The organism is Streptomyces sp. HM190, from assembly GCF_009857135.1.
In the GTDB taxonomy this organism is placed as follows: Bacteria; Actinomycetota; Actinomycetes; order Streptomycetales; family Streptomycetaceae; genus Streptomyces; species Streptomyces heilongjiangensis.
In genome coordinates this window covers 2,832,967-2,851,284 of record NZ_CP047318.1, presented here as the reverse complement: position 1 = coordinate 2,851,284, position 18,318 = coordinate 2,832,967, and the positions used below count along the sequence as shown (strand labels likewise).

The window sequence follows — 18,318 nt, the reverse complement described above, 5'->3', positions numbered from 1 at the left end:
GGTCACGTGGCTCCCAGGGCGGTCCGGAGGGCCTTGAGATTGGCTTCCTGGACCGAGAAGTAGTCCTTGCCGCGGGACTTGCCGGTGATGCCCTCGATCGGGTCGAGGACGTCCGTCCTCAGCCCGGCGTCGGCGGCGATGGTCTTCGCGGTCTTGTCGCTGACCAGTGTCTCGTAGAAGACGGTGGTGACGCCGTCGGCCTTCGCCATCTTCTCCAGTTCGCGGACGCGGGCGCCGCTCGGCTCGGACTCGGGGTCGAGGCCGGAGATGGCCTCCTCGGTGAGGCCGTAGCGCTCGGCGAGGTAGCCGAAGGCGGCGTGGGTGGTGAGGAAGACCTTGGTCTCCGTGTTCTTCAGGCCGTCCTCGAACTGGCCGTTCAGCGCGCCGAGCTTCTCGACGAGGGCTTCGGTGTTGGTCTTGTACGTGGAGGCGTGGTCCGGGTCGGCCTTCTCGAAGGCGGCGCCGACGCCCTGGGCGATCTCGGCGTACTTCACCGGGTCGAGCCAGACGTGGGGATCCTTGCCGGACAGTTCCTCGTGCTCGTGGTCGTCGTGCTCGGCGGCGTGCCCGCCGACCTCGTCGCCGTGCTCCTCCAGGGAGGTCAGCGAGGCGGCGTCGATCTTCGTCCTGATCTCCGACTGGCCGACGGCGTCGTCGACGGCGGGCTGGAGGCCCTTGAGGTAGAGGACCGCGTCCGACTCCTGGAGCTGCGCGGTCTGCCGGGCGCTGATCTCCAGGTCGTGGGGCTCCTGGCCGGGTTCGGTGAGGTTGGTGACGTTCACGTACTTCCCGCCTATCTGCTCGGCGAGGAAGGCCATCGGGTAGAACGACGCGACGACGTCGAACTTGTCCGTGTTGCCCGCGGCGGCGCTGTCGGTGGAGCAGGCCGAAAGGGTCGTGAGGCTCAGGGCGGCGGCCGCGGTCGCCGCCGCGGGTATCAGGAGTCGTCGTCGTACTACGTTCATGACAGTCATTTTCAGCTTTTCTGGAAACGATTGTCAACAAGCTGGTTGGTAAGCCCTGGGTAAGGCCTATGTCCGTTCTGGCCCCGAACCGATTTGATTGGAAGGCAGCCTCCGCCGGTAACCTGAGGCATTCGCTCTGAAGCGCATCGCTTCGTCGCCCGTCGTCGTAATGAAGAGAGCACCGTGGCCGCCGACAAGATCGACACCATCGTCAGCCTGAGCAAGCGCCGTGGCTTCGTATTCCCGTGCAGCGAGATCTACGGCGGCCAGCGTGCCGCCTGGGACTACGGACCGCTGGGTGTCGAGCTCAAGGAGAACCTCAAGCGCCAGTGGTGGCGCTACATGGTGACGTCGCGCGAGGACGTGGTCGGTATCGACTCGTCCGTCATCCTGGCCTCCGAGGTCTGGGTCGCCTCCGGTCACGTCGCCACCTTCTCCGACCCGCTCACCGAGTGCACCTCCTGCCACAAGCGGTTCCGCGCGGACCACCTGGAGGAGGCGTACGAGGCGAAGAAGGGCCGCCTGCCGGAGAACGGGCTCGCGGACATCAACTGCCCGAACTGCGGTACCAAGGGCCAGTTCACCGAGCCCAAGCAGTTCTCGGGTCTGCTCTCCACGCACCTCGGCCCGACCCAGGACACCGGCTCGATCGCGTACCTGCGTCCCGAGACCGCCCAGGGCATCTTCACCAACTTCGCCCAGGTGCAGACCACTTCGCGCAAGAAGCCCCCGTTCGGCATCGCGCAGATGGGCAAGTCCTTCCGCAACGAGATCACGCCCGGCAACTTCATCTTCCGCACCCGCGAGTTCGAGCAGATGGAGATGGAGTTCTTCGTCAAGCCGGGCGAGGACGAGAAGTGGCAGGAGTACTGGATGCAGGAGCGGTGGAACTGGTACACCGGCCTGGGTCTGCGCGAGGAGAACATGCGGTGGTACGAGCACCCGAAGGAGAAGCTCTCCCACTACTCCAAGCGCACCGCCGACATCGAGTACCGCTTCCAGTTCGGCGGCAGCGAGTGGGGTGAGCTGGAGGGCGTCGCCAACCGCACGGACTACGACCTCTCCGCGCACTCCAAGGCCTCCGGCCAGGATCTCGTCTACTTCGACCAGGAGCTCGGCGAGAAGTACACCCCGTACGTCATCGAGCCCGCGGCCGGTGTCGGCCGCACGATGCTGGCGTTCCTGCTCGACGCGTACACCGAGGACGAGGCGCCCAACGCCAAGGGCAAGATGGAGAAGCGGACGGTGCTCCGCCTCGACCACCGGATCGCCCCGGTGAAGGTCGCGGTCCTGCCGCTGTCCCGCAACCCCGAGCTGTCCCCGAAGGCCAAGGGGCTCGCGCAGGCGCTGCGGCAGCACTGGAACATCGAGTTCGACGACGCGGGTGCGATCGGGCGCCGCTACCGCCGCCAGGACGAGATCGGTACGCCGTACTGCGTGACCGTGGACTTCGACACGCTCGACGACAACGCGGTCACGGTGCGTGAGCGTGACTCGATGAAGCAGGAGCGGGTGTCGCTGGACCAGATCGAGGGCTACCTCGCGGGACGCCTCATCGGCTGCTAGATCGTTTCTCCGCGGGACGGCGTCTGGCCGGCCCGTACTGCCGGCCGGCCGCGGGTTCGTCCGTGGCCGGCCGCCCCGTTCCCCGCGCCCCTCGGGTGGGCCGGGGAACTTTCTGTTGTCGGGGTGGCCCGGAGGACTTTGGTGCGGCGGTCGGACCTGCGGACGGGGTCGCGCCGGGCCGACCCGGCGGTCACCGCCCGCGCCGTCTTCCATGCCGCCGCCCGCTTCCATGAACCCGGCTACGCCCGGGACCGTAGCCGGCCGGACATCAAGGCCCAGGCCCGGTTCGAGGCTGTCGTGGACCTGGTGGTCCGGGGGCTGCGGGCCTGAGCGGGCGGGGCGGGTTCGCCGTACGGCGCCCGACATCCGGCGTCCGAGGTCCGGCGTAGGGCTTGGGTGCAGGGCGTCGCACGTCGGCCCTCGGCCATCGGACGCCGGGAAACGGGGCGTGGGACGGGGCCCTCAGGCCACGCAGAACTCGTTGCCCTCCGGGTCGTGCATCACCCACCAGTGGCCCGCCGGGCCCTTGTCCACCTCGTGCAGCCGGGTGGCGCCCAGGGTCTCCAGGCGGGCCACCAGGTCGTCCAGGCCGCCCGGTTCGGCGTGGACGTCGATGTGGAGGCGGTTCTTCACCGTCTTCGGCTCCGGGACGTCCTGGAAGAGGAGGCGACGCCCCCGGCCGACGCCGGTGAAGGGGTCGTACGGGTCGTCGGGGTGGCGGACGGCGGCGTAGCCCCGGAACACGGCGTGGCCGGCGTGCTCGCCGACGGCCTCCTCCGGGAGGCCGCCCGTGGAGCGCAGGTGGGCGATCAGCGCGCTCGGGTCCTCCACCTCGTAGCCCAGCGCGGCGGCCCAGAAATCGGCCAGGGGCTGCGCGTCACGGGTGTCGATGACCAGTTTCCAGCTCAGTGCGGCAGTCATGTAACCGGTTATAGTGGTTACATGCCCTCGTCGTCCACAGCAACCACGCCGGAGGAGGCCCCGCAAGGGCCGGGCATCCCCCTGCGGTCGTACACCGGCCACGTCTTCCGGTTCGACCCGGGCGCCCTCTGTCTGGAGCTGCTCGTCACCGGGGGCCCCGGCGCCCTCACCCGCTACGAGGTGCTGCACACCCCCGAGGACCTGGCCGCCTGGGTCGGACGGTCCCGGCTCACCCCCACGCCGGGCACCCTGGACCTCACCGACGCCGACGTGGAGCACGTCCGGGGGCTGCGCGACGCCCTGCTGCGCACGGTGGTCTCGCGCCTCCACCCGGGCGGACTGCCCCCACTGGACATCCCGGCGGCCGGCCCGGAGGACCTGCGCGTCATCAACGACGCGGCGGCACGGCCCCCGCTCGTCCCCGCCCTCGGTGAGGACGGCACCCGGCGCTGGTCGCCCGCCCCGGCGAACGGCGCCCAGCTCGCCTCCACCGTCGCCCGCGACGCCGTCGACCTGCTCACCGGCCCGTACGCGGACCGTGTCCGCATGTGCTCCGGTGAGCGCTGCTATCTGATCTACGTCGACACCTCGCGGCCCGGCCGCCGCCGCTGGTGCTCCATGGAGCACTGCGGCAACCGCAGCAAGGTGCGTGCCCACCGCGCCCGCCGCACCGACGAGCCCGCCCCGAACGAGGAGTGATCGCCATGGCCGCCACCGGACTGACCCGGAGCGTCGGGTGGGAGATCGGCGTCTCCCGCACTCTCGACCGACCACCGTCCGCTGTCTGGGAGTTCATCAGCGGACCACGGGGACTGGCCCTGTGGCTCGGCGCGGGCGCGCGGCTCACGCCCGAGCGCGGCGCCCCTTACACCACCGACGCGGGGATCGGCGGCGAGGTGCGCGGGTACCGGCCCGGTGCACGCATCCGCGTGACGTACGGCGACACGACCGTCCAGGTCACCGTCTCGGCCGCCGCCGGGGGCCGGGCCGTCCTCCGGTTCCACCAGGAGCGGATGGCGAGCGCCGGGGAACGGGAGCGGCGCGGGGAGCACTGGCGACGGGTCATGGACCGGGTCGCCGAGGCCCTCGACGCACCGGCCTGATGGTCCGGTCGTACGGCCCGTCCGGCCTCACGTCCGTCCGGCCGCACCGTCCGGCCGCACCGGCCGCACCGTCCGGCCGCACCGTCCGGCTGGCCGGCCGCACCGTCCGTCCGGAAGTCCGGGTCCCTTCAGGAGCCCGTCGGGTCCACCGTCGCCTGGTGGGCCTCGGCGAGGTGCTCCTGCGCCTTCAGCCTCGGCAGGAACTGCGCGCTCTTGCGCCAGCCGCAGGTGTCGCATCTGATCGTGCGCTGCACACCGGTGCGCTGGACCCGCACGACGTGCTGTCGCCCGTGCTGGTCCCAGCGGCTCACCTTGCTCGCGTTGTTCTCCGACATAAGGTCTCCAGCCGACACGACGAGGGCCGTCGGCCCTCCACCGACCGCTGCACGTGAGGAGTGTGCAGCAAGTCCGACATCAACAGGGCTGATCCGGAAGTGAGTTGTCCCACCCGGGTGCCACCCGGGCGCCGGCCGGCCGCCTGCCGGCGGGGCGGCGGACCCGTGCCCTCCGTATGCGCTGCCGGGGTGATCCCCACGTGTCGGCCGTGCGGGTGGCGCGTGCGAGGATGACGGCTGTTCTGAGACGGTCGGGGCGGCGGAGATTGGGACGCGATGATCGGGACGGTGTTCCGTAGCGAGGACGTGCCGGCGGACGACCGGTTCGACCACTGGCGGGAGATGGTCGGCCGGATGCGCTCGCCCAGCGACATCATCAGCGCCCACACCGCCGACTTCTGGGCGGAGTTCCGGCTGATGGAGCTGGGCCCCGTGACCGTGTGGCCCACCTCGTTCCTGCCGACGCGCTACCGGCGCAGCCAGCGGATGGTGCGGCAGTCCGACCCCGAGCTGTACCACCTGTCGCTGCTGCTGGACGGCGAGTTGACCCTCGACCACGCGGGACGCAGCGGCGCGTTCGGCGCGTACGACCTGCACCTCGCGGACAGTTCGCAGCCGTACGACCTCCGGCCGGCGGACGATCTGCGGCCCGCGCCCGTCCGGGGTGTGGGCGTCGACTTCCCCAAGTCGCTGCTGCCGCTGCCGCCGCACCGTGTGGGGGAGTTGCTGGGCCGCGGCATCCCGGGCCGGGAGGGTGTCGGCGCGCTGCTGACGAACTTCCTGGTCGGCCTGGAACGGCAGGCCGACACCCTCGGCCCCGCCGACGCGCCGCGCCTCGGGACGGTCGTCCTCGATCTGGTGTCCGTCGTGCTGGGCCAGGCACTGGACGCCGAGGCCGCGCTGCCGCCGGAGACCCGCCAGGAGGCCCTCGCCCGGCGGATCACCGCGTTCATCCGGCAGAACCTGCACGACCCGGAGCTGACGCCGCCGGTGATCGCCGCCGCGCACCACATCTCCGTCAGCTATCTGCACCGCGTCTTCCAGCAGCACACCCGGGGCGAGACGGTCGCCGCGTGGATCCGGGCCCGCCGCCTGGAAGGCGCCCGCCGCGACCTCGCCGACCGTTCCCTGCGCACCACCCCGGTCCACGTCATCGCCGGCCGCTGGGGCTACCCCCGCGCCTCCGACTTCACCCGAGCCTTCCGAACCGCGTACGGCGTCCCACCCACGGAGTACCGCCAGGAGGCCCTGGCGGACCGGGGCTAGGCGTATCGCCTGAAGCATCGCCGACGCGACCGAGGGGCGGGTGGCCGCCGAGCGCGGTGTGCCCCTGCTTCCAGGACACTCCTGCTCCAGAACCCCTTGCTTCCAGAGCCCCCCGCTTCCAGAGCCCCCCGCTTCCAGGGCCGCGGCGCCTAAGGCGTCGTCTCATTTGGCGAGTCGGCGGTAGCAGGTGAGGCTGCAGGCAATGGCGGTGAAGGCCGGGAAGTGCTCGGCCCTGCGTTCGTAGCGGCGGTGGAGTCGGCGGCAGCCGGAGCCAGGGCATGGTGCGTTCGATGGTCCAGTGATGCCGGCCGAGCCGTGTGGAGGATTCGATGCCCTTGCGGGCGACGCGGTGCCGGATGCCCCGCTTGCGGAGCCGTCGCCGCGGGTGGTCGTAGTCGTAGCCCTTGTCTGCGTGCCGCTTGGCAGGGCGGCGTCGACGGGGTCCGCAGGGGGAGCGGACCGGCGGGATGCCCCGCACGAGCGGCTCGAGGGCCGGGCCGTCGTGATGATTGGCACCGGAGATCCCGATCGAGAGGGGCAGACCGGTCCGCTCGGTGATCAAGTGGATCTTCGGCCCTTTCTTGCCCCGGTCGACGGGATTCGGACCTGTCAGGTCCCCCCTTTCAGGGCCCGCGTGTTCACCGAGTCGATCGCGCACCTCGACCAGTCCAGCTCGCCGCGGGAGCCGAGTTCGTCCAGGACCAGGCGGTGGAGTGTGGTCCACACCCGCGCCTTGCTCCATTCCGTGAACCGCCGGTGAGCCGTCGGACCCGACGGCCCGAACGATGGGGGCAACTGCCGCCACGTGCAGCCTGACGTGGCCACGAAGATGATCGCCGCCAGCACCTCGCGATCCCCGTACCGTCGTCGGCCACCGCCCTGCGGCCGCGACGGAGCAGGAGGCACGACCCGCTCGAACAGCTCCCACAACTCGTCCGGCACCAGACGCTCAACGATCCCCACGACAGCAGACTACCCAACACCCCAAATGAGACGTCCTCTTGGCGTGGGGGCGGCCGGCGGAACACCGCCGCGCAGGAGCCCGCGCCTTCAGATGTGTGAACAGAAAACAAGTACGCGACCATTGACGCGTCCACGGCAACTCCTTACCTTCACGGGAAAGCGCTTTCCACGCCACCCCCACCTCTGAGACGGACGGAGAGCAGGCATGCAGCGAACGGTCTCCCTGCGGTTCCACGCGGCCCTGGCCACCCTGGCGCTGGCCGCCACGACCGCCACCCTCGTGTCCATGCCCGAGGCGTCGGCCGCGACCGGCGGCGTCACCGGCTACGCGACCCAGAACGGCGGCACCACCGGCGGCGCCGGCGGCCAGACGGTCCGGGCGACCACGGGCACCGCGATCCACCAGGCCCTGTGCGGCCGCGCGAGCACCAGCACGCCGATCACCATCGAGGTCCAGGGGACCATCAACCACGCCAACACCAAGAAGGTGTCGGGCGGCAGCTGCGACACGGCGGACGGCGTGATCGAGCTCAAGAAGATCAGCAACGTGACCATCGTCGGAGTCGGCAGCGGCGCCGTCTTCGACCAGGTGGGCATCCACATCCGTGAGTCCAAGAACATCATCATCCAGAACGTGACCGTGCGGAACGTCAAGAAGTCCGGCTCACCCACCTCCAACGGCGGCGACGCCATCGGCATGGAGAGCAACGTCCGCAACGTCTGGGTCGACCACACCACCCTGGAGGCCTCGGGCGGCGAGTCCGAGGGCTACGACGGGCTGTTCGACATGAAGAACAACACCCAGTACGTGACCCTGTCCTACAGCGTCCTGCGCAACTCCGGCCGCGGCGGCCTGGTCGGCAGCAGCGAGAGCGACCGGTCGAACGGCTTCATCACCTACCACCACAACCGCTACGAGAACATCGACTCCCGCGCCCCGCTGCTGCGCGGCGGCATCGCGCACATGTACAACAACCACTACGTGCGCCTCAACGAGTCCGGCATCAACTCCCGGGCCGGCGCCCGCGCCAAGGTGGACAACAACTACTTCGAGGACTCCAAGGACGTCCTGGGCACCTTCTACACCGACGAGGCCGGGTACTGGCAGGTCTCCGGCAACGTCCTGGACAACGTCACGTGGTCGAAGCCCGGCACCGAGAACAACCCGGCCGGGCCGGACCTCAAGTCCACCACCACGGTCTCCGTCCCGTACTCGGTGAGCCTCGACAGGGCCGACTGCGTGCCGGCCGTCGTGAGCCGGACCGCGGGCGCGAACAAGGGCCTGCAGGTGTCCGACGGCACGTGCTGACCCCGGCGGCCCGCCGGAACCGGCCTCGGGCAGAGGATCCGGCTCCGGCGGGCCGTCCGCACCACCCGCCACCGGGCCCGGAATGCGGTGGTCCGCGGCCACCCGCACCGCAGGCTCTGGCCAGTAATCTCGGCGTCCATGCAGCAGAGGCATCTCGGCCGCACGGGCCTGTGTGTGTCACGGATCGGGCTCGGCGCCCTGACCTGAGGTCGGGGCACCGACGAACACGACGCCGCGGACCTGATGAAGACGTTCCGGGAAGCGGGCGGAACCCTCGTCGACACCGCGGACGTGTACGGCGACGGAGAGGCCGCATACCTGCACGGCCGACTGCTCGACGGGCTCGTGTCCCGGCGGGATCTCGTCATCTCGACCAAGGCGGCAGCGTGCCCGACCCCGACCGCCGCGTCGACGGCTCCCGCGGCCATCTGCTCGCCGCGCTGGACGCCGCGCTCGCCCGGCCTCGGCACCGACTGCGTCGACCTGTGGCACGTCCACGCCTTCGATCCCCGGACCCCGCTGGAGGAGACCCTCCAGGGCCTCGACCTCGCCGTCGCCGGCGGCCGTGCGCGCCACGCCGCCGTCTCCAACTTCTGCGGCTGGCAGCCGGCCAAGGCCGCGACCTGGCAGGCACACCGGCGGCAGCGCCGGCGCATACACCACGGCCTGTATCAACCGGCTCGCAGACGACCTGCCTGCAGCCCCGGACGACGTCTAAGGCGCCCCGACCCCCGCCGCGTCCCGTACCTCCGTCGACTCCAGCCGGGCCGCCGTGCGCTCGGCGGTGCCGCGGGCCCAGGTTCCGGTGGTCAGGGCGCCCAGGGTCAGGACGGCGAAGCCGCACGCGGCGACGATCCACCACGCGGGGCGGGCCGCCGCCACGAACGACTCGGCGTACGACGACGTCCCCACGCCCGCCGCCAGCACCGCGCCGATCACGGCGACCCCCAGCGTCTGGCCGATCTGCCGGCTGGTGGAGGCGACGGCCGCGGCGACACCGGCCTGCGCGCGGGGCATGCCGGAGACCGCCGTGTTGGTGATGGGCGCGTTGACGAAACCGAAGCCGATGCCGAACAGCACGTACCCGACGACCAGGGTGACGTTCGCCGTCTCCGCCTCGAACGCGGCGAACAGCACCCCGCTCGCGGTCATCGTCACCCCCGCCACGAGCAGCGGCAGCCGCGGGCCCCGGCTGCCGACCAGCCGCCCGGCGACCGGCGCGCACACGAAGCACAGGAACGCCATCGGGAGCATCCACAGCCCGGCGTGCAGGGCGTCCAGCCCGCGGACGTTCTGCAGGTACAGCGTCGACAGGAACAGGAAACCGCCGAGCGCCGCGAACGCGCTGACCGCGATCACGGTCGCCCCGCTGAACGGTGCCGAACGGAAGAAGCGCAGGTCGACGAGGGGCTCGTCCCGGCGCGGTTCGTACCGGAGCAGCGCCAGGAGCGCGGCGAGAGCGACCCCGCCGAACAGCACGGTCCGCCCCACCGGCGCGGTCGGCGCCTCGATGATCGCGTACGTCAGCGAACCGAGCAGCGCCATGACCAGGAACTGCCCCACGGGGTCCGGCCGGCGGGCCTTCGGCGCACGGGACTCGGGGACGAACCGCCAGGTCAGTACGAGGGCGGCCAGCCCGACCGGGAGGTTGATCCAGAAGATCGAACGCCAGCCGACCGACTCCACCAGGACACCGCCGATGATCGGTCCCGCCGCCATCGAGATGCCGACCACCGCACCCCACACCCCGATCGCCCGGGCCCGCTCGCGGGGCTGCGTGAACGTGTTGGTGATGATCGACATCGCGACCGGGTTGAGCATCGACCCGCCGACCGCCTGCACCATCCGGAACACCACGAGCGCGTCGAGGTTCGGGGCGAGGGAGCACAGCGCCGAGCCGAGGGTGAAGACGACGAGGCCCGCCATGAAGACCCGTTTGCGTCCGATCCGGTCGGCCGTGGAGCCTGCCAGCATCAGCAACGAGGCCAGGACCAGGGTGTAGGCGTCGATCGTCCACTGGAGACCGGCGACGCTCGCGCCCAGGTCGCGCTGGAGGGTGGGCAGGGCGACGTTGAGGACGGTGTTGTCCAGGCTCACGATCAGGAGGCTGGTGCAGCAGATCGCGAGCACCAGCAGACGGTGGCGACGGCTGAGCTCGGGCATGCCGCCCATCGTACGCCCAAGTCAATAGTGCGCCTAACTAATGAATGGGGGTGTCGGGGGACGGCCGCCACCCGCCCCGCGCCGGCGCTCGTCCGGCGTGCGGGACAATGGGGGAATGTCCACGCCCTCGACCACGCCCTCGACCCCGTCCGCGTCCGTGCCCGCCGGGCCGCTCCGGATCGGTCCCCACACCGTCGCCCCGCCCGTCGTCCTGGCCCCCATGGCCGGCATCACGAACGCGCCCTTCCGTACCCTGTGCAGGGAGTTCAGCGGCGGCAAGGGTCTGTTCGTCAGCGAGATGATCACGACGAGGGCGCTGGTCGAGCGCAACGAGAAGACCATGCAGCTGATCCACTTCGACGCGACCGAGAAGCCGCGCTCGATCCAGCTGTACGGCGTGGACCCGGTGACCGTCGGCAAGGCCGTCCGCATGATCGCGGAGGAGGACCTCGCCGACCACATCGACCTGAACTTCGGCTGCCCGGTCCCGAAGGTGACCAGGAAGGGCGGCGGCTCCGCCCTCCCGTACAAGCGGAACCTGCTGCGCGCCATCCTCCGGGAGGCCGTGAGCGGCGCCGGGGACCTCCCCGTCACCATGAAGATGCGCAAGGGCATCGACGACGACCACATCACCTACCTCGACGCCGGCCGTATCGCCGTCGAGGAGGGCGTCACCGCCATCGCCCTGCACGGCCGCACCGCCGCCCAGCACTACGGCGGCACCGCCGACTGGGACGCCATCGCCCGGCTGAAGGAGCACGTCCCCGAGATCCCGGTGCTCGGCAACGGAGACATCTGGTCCGCCGGGGACGCCCTGCGGATGGTCCGTGAGACCGGCTGCGACGGAGTCGTCGTCGGACGCGGCTGCCTGGGCCGGCCGTGGCTGTTCTCCGATCTCGTCGCCGCCTTCGAGGGGCGCCCCGAGGACATCGCCCGCCCGTCGCTGCGTGAGGTGGCCGACGTCATGGTCCGGCACGCCACCCTCCTCGGCGAGTGGATCGAAAATGGCGGGGCGGCCCAAAGGGCCCCGGTGGAGGGTGGTGGCGGGAGGCGGGCGGGCGAGTCCAAGGGTGTCGTCGACTTCCGCAAGCACGTCGCCTGGTACCTCAAGGGCTTCGCCGTCGGCTCCGAGATGCGCAAGCGGCTCGCCGTCACCTCGTCCCTCGCCGAACTCCGCGCGGGACTCGACGAGTTGGACCTGGACCAGGCGTGGCCGGCCGGCGCCGACGGACCGCGCGGCCGCACCTCCGGCAACAACCGCGTCGTCCTGCCCGACGGCTGGCTCAAGGACCCCTACGACTGCGCGGGTGTCGGCGAGGACGCCGAACTCGACACCTCCGGCGGCTGACCCGGCCGTCGCCACCCGGCCACCGCCACCGGCCGCAAGCGCCCGCAACTGGCCACGTTCGGGGGCCTGTTGCCCCGTTTCGTCGTCGTTCCGGTCGTAGTGCGGCCGGTTTCCGTCATCTCGGAATGAGTGAGGAAATGTCCGGGTAGCGCGCTTCGGTGTGCGGAGCGAACGAGAACCCGAAGACGACGGAGAAGACGGCGAAGCGGCCCACCCGCCGGACCGCGCGGAAACCGGCGGCACGCCCGAACCGGCCGGCCCCGCCTCCCGCGCCCGCCCCACCCCCGCCGTCCTACGTCCCGCACTGCTCCCACCACGTCTCCTACCTCCTCACCGTCCTGGACCGGCTCGTCCCCGTCGGCACCCGGTGCGCGGTCATCGGGGCCCCGCTCAACTCCAACGTCGGCGACAGCGCGATCTGGCTCGGCCAGCGGGCTCTGCTGGGCGCGCTCGGCGCCGAGGTGCGCTACGCCTGCGACCTGATGTCGTACGACCCCGCCCACCTCGCGGCGTGCGCGCCGGAGGGGCCGATCATGCTGACCGGCGGCGGCACCCTGGGCGACCTCTGGGAGGACAGCCAGCTGCTGCGGGAGCGGGTGCTGCGCGACTTCCCCGACCGCCGGATCGTCCAGCTGCCCCAGTCCGTGCACTTCACGCACCACGCCAACCTCACCCGCGCCCGCCGGGTCTTCGACGCCCACCCCGACCTCACCCTGCTGCTGCGCGACCGGCACAGTCTGCACCGCTGCCGCACCGTGTTCGAGGCGCCCGCGCTGCTCGTGCCCGACCTCGCGTTCGCCGTGCCCCCGGACGCGCTGACCGGCGGCGCGGCCAGCCATGATGTCGTCTGGCTGGCCCGGCAGGACAAGGAGTCCGCGCAGGGCCCACCCGCCGGGCGGGGCGGCGGCCCGTACGTCTTCGACTGGGCCCGCGAGGCCACGGACGCCGGGTGGCGGCAGGCGAAGGAGGCCCTGTGGCGGGGCCGGGCCCGCGCCCTGTGCCGGGCCTCCTCGGGCGACCCCGTCGGAGCGGCCCCCGGTCTCCTCGCCGCCTACGACGGTCTCGCCCGTCTCCAACTCGCGCGCGGCTGCCGCCTGCTGACGTCCGGCCGGGTCGCCGTCACCGACCGCCTGCACGGCCATGTCCTCGGGCTGCTCCTCGCCCTGCCGCACGTCCTCGTCCCCGACCGCTACGGCAAGATCCGCAGCTACTGGGACACCTGGACCGCCCACCGGCCCCCGGCCGCGCCGGGCGCGACCGTGGCCTGGGCGGGCACCGAGGCGGAGGCGAGGGAGACGGCGGGCAGGCTGCTGGTGGACCTGCCCTGAGGACCGGCGGACCGTCGGGGACGCGCTACGCGCCCCCGACGGCGGTCAGCAGCGCCAGCGGCGCCGCCGCCGACCGGGACTCCCGCACACACGCGTGCGGGTACGGCACCGGCTCCGGATGCGTGTCCCTGCCGTACCCGGCGAGCACCTCCGGCAGCCGGTGCCCCATGGCCGTGGCCGCGTCCACCAGCCCGCCCGCGACCGTGCGGGCCTCGTCGTGCAGCCCGTACCGGGCCAGCCCCAGGGTGATCAGCGCGTTGTCGTGCGGCCAGACCGAACCCCGGTGGTACGACAGCGGATGGAACGCCGGCTGCCCCGAGGCCAGCGTCCGCACGCCCCACCCGGAGAAGAAGTCCGGTGCGAGCAGCCGCCGGCCGACGGTCTCCCCGTACTCCTTGTCGAGCAGTCCCGACCACAGCAGGTGTCCCGCGTCGGAGGCGAGCGCGTCCGTCCGGCGGCCCTCGCCGTCCAGGGCCAGCGCCGGGAAGTCGTGTTCCGGCATCCAGAAGTCCCGCTGGAAACGGTCGCGGAGGTCACCGGCGGCCTGCTCCAGGAGGGCCGCGTAGACCTCGTCCTCCCAGACGGTGCGGGCCAGCGCGGCGGTCCGGCGCAGCGCGTCGTACGCGTAGCCCTGGGCGCCCGCCGCCATCACCGGCCCGGCGGGCGGGCGGCTGCCGTCGGCGGAGCAGATCGCGCCGGGGGAGTCCTTCCAGTTCTGGTTGGAGAGGCCGCCCTGGTCGGCGCGGTACACGAGGTAGCCGCGGGAGGTGAGGCCGCCGTGGTCCAGCATCCAGCCGATCGCGGCCCTGGCCTGCGGCTCCAGCCGGCGGGCCAGGGTGACGTCACCGGTCTGCTCCACGTACGCGCCGAGCAGCACGAGGAACAGCGGGGTCGCGTCGACCGAGCCGTAGTAGCGGCCGTACGGCACCTGCCCGAAGTGGGCCAGCTCGCCGTGGCGCACCTCGTGGACGATCTTGCCGGGCTGGGCGACCGCGTCCACGCCGACCTCGGTGGCCTGGGTGGCGGCGAGCGCGAGGAGCGTGGCGGCGGCCGGTTCCGGGCGGTAGGGCAGGGTGAACAGCGAGGTCAGCAGCGCGTCGCGGCCGAGGAGAGCCAGGAACCAGGGCGCCCCGGCCGCCGGCACCCGCAGGTTCTCGCCGTCCGGTCCGGTCGCGGGGACCTGGAGCGCGGCGAGATCGGCCAGGCCCCGCGCGCAGGCCGCCGCCAGCTCCGGCCAGCCGGTCGGGAACGCGACGCCCTCCATGAACTCGCCCTCGCAGGCGAGGACCTGGTCCGTCACGGCGGCCGGGGAGGCCGGCACGCGCAGGGGCCGCCGGTCGCCGTGCGGCCGGGCCATCACCCGCAGGGTCAGCTCCACCGAGCGGTGCGGCTCCAGCTCCAGCGCCCACACGAGACGCCGCGCGCCCGTCCCCGTCTCCTCCACGGCGTCCGGCGCGGGCTGGGCCGTGACCGTCGTGCAGGACCGCCACTCACCGCGCCGGTAACTGAACTCCACCCCGTCGTCGAGGACCTCACGTCCTCGGACGGCGCCGGTCTTGGCGTAGGTACGGAAGTCGGAGCGCAGCTCGAACTGGTCGGTGAAGTCGGCGTCCACGGTGAGCGCGATCCGGACGGTCGTCGGCACCGGACGGTTGCTGGTGACGCGCAGCGCCTCGACGAACGCGCTGTCGGAGACGGCCTGTTCCCGGAAGAGCGTGTACGCGGGCGGTTCCTGGCGTCCGCCCCGGGGGACCAGCACACACCGTGCGGTGTCGCCGTCGCCGACCGGGGTGAGCGTCTCGGGGACCGCGCCGTCGACGGTGAGCTGCCACCGGCTCAGATGCCGTGCGTCCCGGACGAACAAGCCGTCCGGGGAACTGCCGCCCCGCCGCCCGCTGATGTCGCCGCCGTCGCCCACGGCGGCGAACGTCCCGCCGCGCACGAGCAGGTGATGCCGGTCCGTCATCCCCGGTCCCCTCCCTGGTCACTCATGTCGCACGTGTCGAATCCGGCCCGGTCGTCGTGGTGCCGGTCGTCGTCGTCCGGTCCGTCGCCGCCTCGGCGGCCGTGGTCGTCCTGGTGCAGCAGATCGAGGGCGAGCGCGGCGGTCCAGCTGAAACCGAGGGCGCCGCAGGCCTCACCCGTGTACGGGTCGACGTACTCGGCGAAACCGGAGGCGCCCGCGGTCTCCAGCAGCGCCGTCCGTAGCGCGTCCGCCCGCCCCAGCTCCCCGTGGAGCCTCAGGCCCCGCTCCAGCATCCAGTTGGTGTTGAACCAGGCCGGGCCCCGCCAGTAGCGGTGCGGGTCGAAGGCCTCGCCCAGCAGGTCGTACGACGGCACGAGCCGGGTGGTTCCCCCGAGGCCGAAGTGCGGTCCGTGCACCGTCCGCACGAGGGCGGAGACGATCTCGCGGGGCAGACCGGGCACGAGCAGGGGCAGGAGTCCGGAGACACCGCGCTCGGGGACGAGGGCGCCGCCGATGACGTCCCGGCACAGGAACATCTCCTGCGCCGGGTCCCACAGCCGCTCCACCAGGGCCGCCGTCAGCCGCTCCGCGCGGGCGTCGCGGGCCGTGCCGGTCGCCCCCAGCTCCGCGGCGATCCGGGCCAGGGCGTGCTCGGAGGCGATGAGGAGGGCGTTGAAGCAGGGGTCCTCGACGGCGAACCCGCCCCGCCCGTCGGCGTATCCGCCGTCCCGGTAGTCCGCGGCCAGCCGCACGTACCGCCCGTAGTCCAGATCCGTCGGCCGGTCCTCGGCCGCGCCGTGGTCGAGGTCGGCGCGGCGGAAGGAGCGGGCCGGGGCCGGGGCCACCCGGGACAGGGGCGCGTCCCAGGCGGGGCTGTTGTCCATGCCCTGCTCCCAGGGGTGGACGACCGAGGCCAGCCCGCCGCCGCCCAGGTCCCGGCGGTGCAGCAGATAGCGGTGCCAGGCCGCGAGCCGCGGGTACACCCGGGACAGGAAGCCGCGCGCCCGGGAGAGCCCGGGGTCGGAGCGGTGCACCAGCCACGCGGCCAGCGCGTGCACCGGCGGCTGCACGATGCCGGAGGTCTGGGTGGTGCGCGGGGCGCCCGCAGCGCGCCCCGCGGTCGAGGAGCGCCAGAAGTCGGGGCTCGGGAAGTACGCCTCCAGCGGCACCGAGGGGTTGAAGACGATGTGCGGGATCCGTCCGTCGCCCCACTGCGCGTCGAGCAGGGTCTCCAGCTCGGTCTGCGCCCGCAGCGGCGACAGATGGCGCAGCCCGATCGCGACGAACGCCGAGTCCCACGACCACTGGTGGGGGTACAGCCGGCGCGAGGGCACCGTGGACGTGCCCGTCCAGTTGCCCTCCAGCACCTCGGCCGCCCCGCGGTGCAGCGATCCGGTCCGGACGCCCGGATCGTATACGGCGCCCGCGCGGCGGACGTCCGTGCCTGGTCGGCGGGTTGTGAGCTGGGTTGTGCGATCCACTCAGGGCTCCCCGAGGACAAGGTGCCGACCGGTTCGGCAGTAGGTACCGTAGGGTTACGTCTACTTAACACGCAAAACTCAATATGTAATGCAGAGTTGGTGAGCGCAAGAGGGTGGGCGCGAGCGGTCGCGCGGAGCGGTCCGCGCACCATCGCCGTGGGCGGTGCGCCCTCTTCCCGCCGGGGCGGGGATGATCGGGTGAGGGATCGCGCGAACGGGAGGTCGTGAAGGTGGGTAGTCACGCCGGTGCAGGAGATCTGCTGGAGCTGGTCCGCAGCGGCCGGGCCACCACCCGTGGCGCGCTCCAGCAGGCCACGGGCCTGTCCCGGGCCACGGTCGGCCAGCGCCTGGACCGGCTGTTCCGCGCGGGCTGGCTGCGCGAGGGCGCCGGCGGCCCGGTCGGCTCCCCGCTGGGCGGACGCCCCTCCATCACGCTGGAGTTCGACGACGAGCACGCGGTCGTCCTCGCCGCCGACCTGGACACCCGCCACGCCCGCGCCGCCGTCCTCTCCCTCACCGGCGAGATACAGGCCGAGCACACCGGCACCCTCGTCGTCGAGGACGGCCCCGACGCCGTCCTGGACGGGCTGGGGCGCTGGTTCGCCGAACTGCTGGAGAAGACGGGGCGGTCGGCCGACGCGGTCTGCGGCATCGGGCTCGCCGTGCCCGGACCGGTGGACCTGGACACCGGCCGGGTGGTGCAGCCGCCGATCATGCCCGGCTGGGACGGCTACGACATACGCGGCCGGCTGGCCCGCGCCTTCGCCGACCACGCCGCCGCCCCGCCCGGAGTCCCCGTCCTCGTCGACAACGACGCCAACCTCATGGCGTACGGCGAACAGCGCACGGGCTACCCGGACTGCTCGGCGTTCGCGCTGGTCAAGGTCTCCACGGGGATCGGCGCCGGCGTGGTGGTCGGCGGCTCGATCTACCGGGGCGTCGACGGCGGCGCCGGCGACATCGGCCACATCCGGGTGCCCGGCGGCGCGGACGCCCAGTGCAAATGCGGGTCCTACGGCTGTCTGGCGGCGGTCGCGAGCGGCGGTGCCGTCGCGCGGCGGCTGAGCGAGGCCGGGGTCCCCGCGGCCTCCGGTTCCGACGTGCGCGACCTGCTGGTCGCCGGGCACCCCGGGGCGACGGCCCTCGCGCGGGAGGCGGGGCGCTGCGTGGGCGACGTCCTGGCGACGGTCGTGACCCTGCTGAACCCGGGCGTCCTGATGATCGCCGGGGACCTGGCCGGAACCCCCTTCCTCACGGGTGTGCGGGAACTGCTCTACCAGCGGGCGCTGCCGCGCTCCACGGCCCACCTCGACGTCGTCACCTCCCGGCTGGGGGAGCGGGCGGGACTGGTCGGCGCGGGCGCCCTGGTCGTGGAACACCTGTACGCGCCCGAACGAGCGGAGCAGCGGCTCGCGGCCCTCGGGGTGTGACGGATGCGTGCGCGGGGCGTGTGACAGGCGGGTTTCCGTCCCGAGCGGCGGTCCGCATGGTGAAATCCGGGCTTCCGTCACCGCGTGATTCTCGCCACCCTTGATCGGGGTTGCGCTCAGATGAGCGGATTATGGGTGGCTCCGGGTTTTCAAAGGGTGGCACTGAGTGCCACC

General features: G+C 72.3%; 14 protein-coding genes and 3 pseudogenes. 10 read left to right on the top strand and 7 right to left on the bottom strand.

Translation table 11 applies throughout. The features are described from left to right. Positions 1–2 precede the first annotated feature (2 nt). Entirely contained in the window at positions 3–965 is a 963-nt protein-coding gene (locus tag GSY65_RS11885; RefSeq protein ID WP_159767305.1) for a metal ABC transporter substrate-binding protein, read from the bottom strand. A gap of 183 nt (positions 966–1,148) precedes the next feature. On the opposite strand from GSY65_RS11885, the gene GSY65_RS11880 reads away from it, so the two are divergent. Continuing rightward, a complete protein-coding gene (locus tag GSY65_RS11880; RefSeq protein ID WP_159767304.1) occupies positions 1,149–2,531 on the top strand; it encodes a glycine--tRNA ligase in 1,383 nt (460 codons plus the stop codon). Between the two features lie 141 nt (positions 2,532–2,672). Next, positions 2,673–2,861, top strand: coding sequence for a hypothetical protein (locus GSY65_RS33720; protein ID WP_328707490.1), 189 nt, complete (start codon positions 2,673–2,675; stop codon positions 2,859–2,861). A 132-nt stretch (positions 2,862–2,993) separates the two neighbouring features. Here the strand turns inward: GSY65_RS33720 and GSY65_RS11870 are convergent, their stop codons facing one another. Then, positions 2,994–3,452, bottom strand: coding sequence for a VOC family protein (locus GSY65_RS11870; protein ID WP_159767303.1), 459 nt, complete (start codon positions 3,450–3,452; stop codon positions 2,994–2,996). A 21-nt stretch (positions 3,453–3,473) separates the two neighbouring features. On the opposite strand from GSY65_RS11870, the gene GSY65_RS11865 reads away from it, so the two are divergent. Together GSY65_RS11865 and GSY65_RS11860 are read left to right on the top strand one after the other, a co-directional pair. After that, entirely contained in the window at positions 3,474–4,151 is a 678-nt protein-coding gene (locus tag GSY65_RS11865) for a CGNR zinc finger domain-containing protein (RefSeq protein WP_159767302.1), read from the top strand. Positions 4,152–4,156: 5 nt separating this feature from the next. Beyond that, complete coding sequence (locus GSY65_RS11860) at positions 4,157–4,555, top strand: SRPBCC domain-containing protein (RefSeq protein WP_159767301.1); 399 nt, start codon at positions 4,157–4,159, stop codon at positions 4,553–4,555. A 128-nt stretch (positions 4,556–4,683) separates the two neighbouring features. Here the strand turns inward: GSY65_RS11860 and GSY65_RS11855 are convergent, their stop codons facing one another. Further along, the gene (locus tag GSY65_RS11855; RefSeq protein WP_159767300.1) at positions 4,684–4,890 is read right to left on the bottom strand and encodes a hypothetical protein; all 207 of its coding nucleotides are present in this window, start codon (positions 4,888–4,890) and stop codon (positions 4,684–4,686) included. Between the two features lie 276 nt (positions 4,891–5,166). Here GSY65_RS11855 and GSY65_RS11850 point away from each other — a divergent pair, with 276 nt between their 5' ends. Beyond that, positions 5,167–6,156, top strand: coding sequence for a helix-turn-helix transcriptional regulator (locus GSY65_RS11850; RefSeq protein WP_159767299.1), 990 nt, complete (start codon positions 5,167–5,169; stop codon positions 6,154–6,156). 162 nt (positions 6,157–6,318) lie between these two features. Here the strand turns inward: GSY65_RS11850 and GSY65_RS11845 are convergent. Beyond that, positions 6,319–7,113 (bottom strand): annotated as a pseudogene (locus tag GSY65_RS11845) (IS5 family transposase). 211 nt (positions 7,114–7,324) lie between these two features. Between GSY65_RS11845 and GSY65_RS11840 the strand changes: the two are divergent. After that, positions 7,325–8,435 (top strand): annotated as a pseudogene (locus GSY65_RS11840) (pectate lyase family protein); the annotation flags it as partial. A gap of 236 nt (positions 8,436–8,671) precedes the next feature. Further along, a pseudogene (locus GSY65_RS11835) lies at positions 8,672–9,001 on the top strand (aldo/keto reductase); the annotation flags it as partial. 141 nt (positions 9,002–9,142) lie between these two features. Here the strand turns inward: GSY65_RS11835 and GSY65_RS11830 are convergent. Beyond that, positions 9,143–10,591: an MFS transporter gene (locus tag GSY65_RS11830; protein WP_159767297.1), complete on the bottom strand. Its 1,449-nt coding sequence runs from the start codon at positions 10,589–10,591 to the stop codon at positions 9,143–9,145. Positions 10,592–10,706: 115 nt separating this feature from the next. On the opposite strand from GSY65_RS11830, the gene dusB reads away from it, so the two are divergent. Then, positions 10,707–11,939, top strand: coding sequence for a tRNA dihydrouridine synthase DusB (gene dusB / locus GSY65_RS11825; RefSeq protein WP_159767296.1), 1,233 nt, complete (start codon positions 10,707–10,709; stop codon positions 11,937–11,939). A gap of 158 nt (positions 11,940–12,097) precedes the next feature. Further along, positions 12,098–13,267, top strand: a complete 1,170-nt coding sequence (locus tag GSY65_RS11820; RefSeq protein WP_159767295.1) for a polysaccharide pyruvyl transferase family protein — start codon at positions 12,098–12,100, stop codon at positions 13,265–13,267. Positions 13,268–13,292: 25 nt separating this feature from the next. Here the strand turns inward: GSY65_RS11820 and GSY65_RS11815 are convergent, their stop codons facing one another. Both GSY65_RS11815 and GSY65_RS11810 read right to left on the bottom strand, forming a co-directional pair. Continuing rightward, entirely contained in the window at positions 13,293–15,233 is a 1,941-nt protein-coding gene (locus GSY65_RS11815) for an amylo-alpha-1,6-glucosidase (RefSeq protein ID WP_159767294.1), read from the bottom strand. Further along, entirely contained in the window at positions 15,230–16,714 is a 1,485-nt protein-coding gene (locus GSY65_RS11810; protein WP_236579753.1) for an MGH1-like glycoside hydrolase domain-containing protein, read from the bottom strand. The genes GSY65_RS11815 and GSY65_RS11810 overlap by 4 nt, the downstream gene beginning before the upstream one ends. A gap of 230 nt (positions 16,715–16,944) precedes the next feature. Here GSY65_RS11810 and GSY65_RS11805 point away from each other — a divergent pair, with 230 nt between their 5' ends. Then, the gene (locus GSY65_RS11805) at positions 16,945–18,144 is read left to right on the top strand and encodes an ROK family protein (protein ID WP_159775827.1); all 1,200 of its coding nucleotides are present in this window, start codon (positions 16,945–16,947) and stop codon (positions 18,142–18,144) included. The last annotated feature ends 174 nt before the right edge of the window (positions 18,145–18,318 follow it).

Bases quoted from the DNA above. Each gene is read 5' to 3' on its own strand.
- GSY65_RS11885 (WP_159767305.1), bottom strand. From the start codon at position 965: ATGAACGTAGTACGACGACGACTCCTGATACCCGCGGCGGCGACCGCG.
- GSY65_RS11870 (WP_159767303.1), bottom strand. From the start codon at position 3,452: ATGACTGCCGCACTGAGCTGGAAACTGGTCATCGACACCCGTGACGCG.
- GSY65_RS11865 (WP_159767302.1), top strand. From the start codon at position 3,474: ATGCCCTCGTCGTCCACAGCAACCACGCCGGAGGAGGCCCCGCAAGGG.
- GSY65_RS11860 (WP_159767301.1), top strand. From the start codon at position 4,157: ATGGCCGCCACCGGACTGACCCGGAGCGTCGGGTGGGAGATCGGCGTC.
- GSY65_RS11855 (WP_159767300.1), bottom strand. From the start codon at position 4,890: ATGTCGGAGAACAACGCGAGCAAGGTGAGCCGCTGGGACCAGCACGGG.
- GSY65_RS11850 (WP_159767299.1), top strand. From the start codon at position 5,167: ATGATCGGGACGGTGTTCCGTAGCGAGGACGTGCCGGCGGACGACCGG.
- GSY65_RS11830 (WP_159767297.1), bottom strand. From the start codon at position 10,591: ATGCCCGAGCTCAGCCGTCGCCACCGTCTGCTGGTGCTCGCGATCTGC.
- dusB (WP_159767296.1), top strand. From the start codon at position 10,707: ATGTCCACGCCCTCGACCACGCCCTCGACCCCGTCCGCGTCCGTGCCC.
- GSY65_RS11815 (WP_159767294.1), bottom strand. From the start codon at position 15,233: ATGACGGACCGGCATCACCTGCTCGTGCGCGGCGGGACGTTCGCCGCC.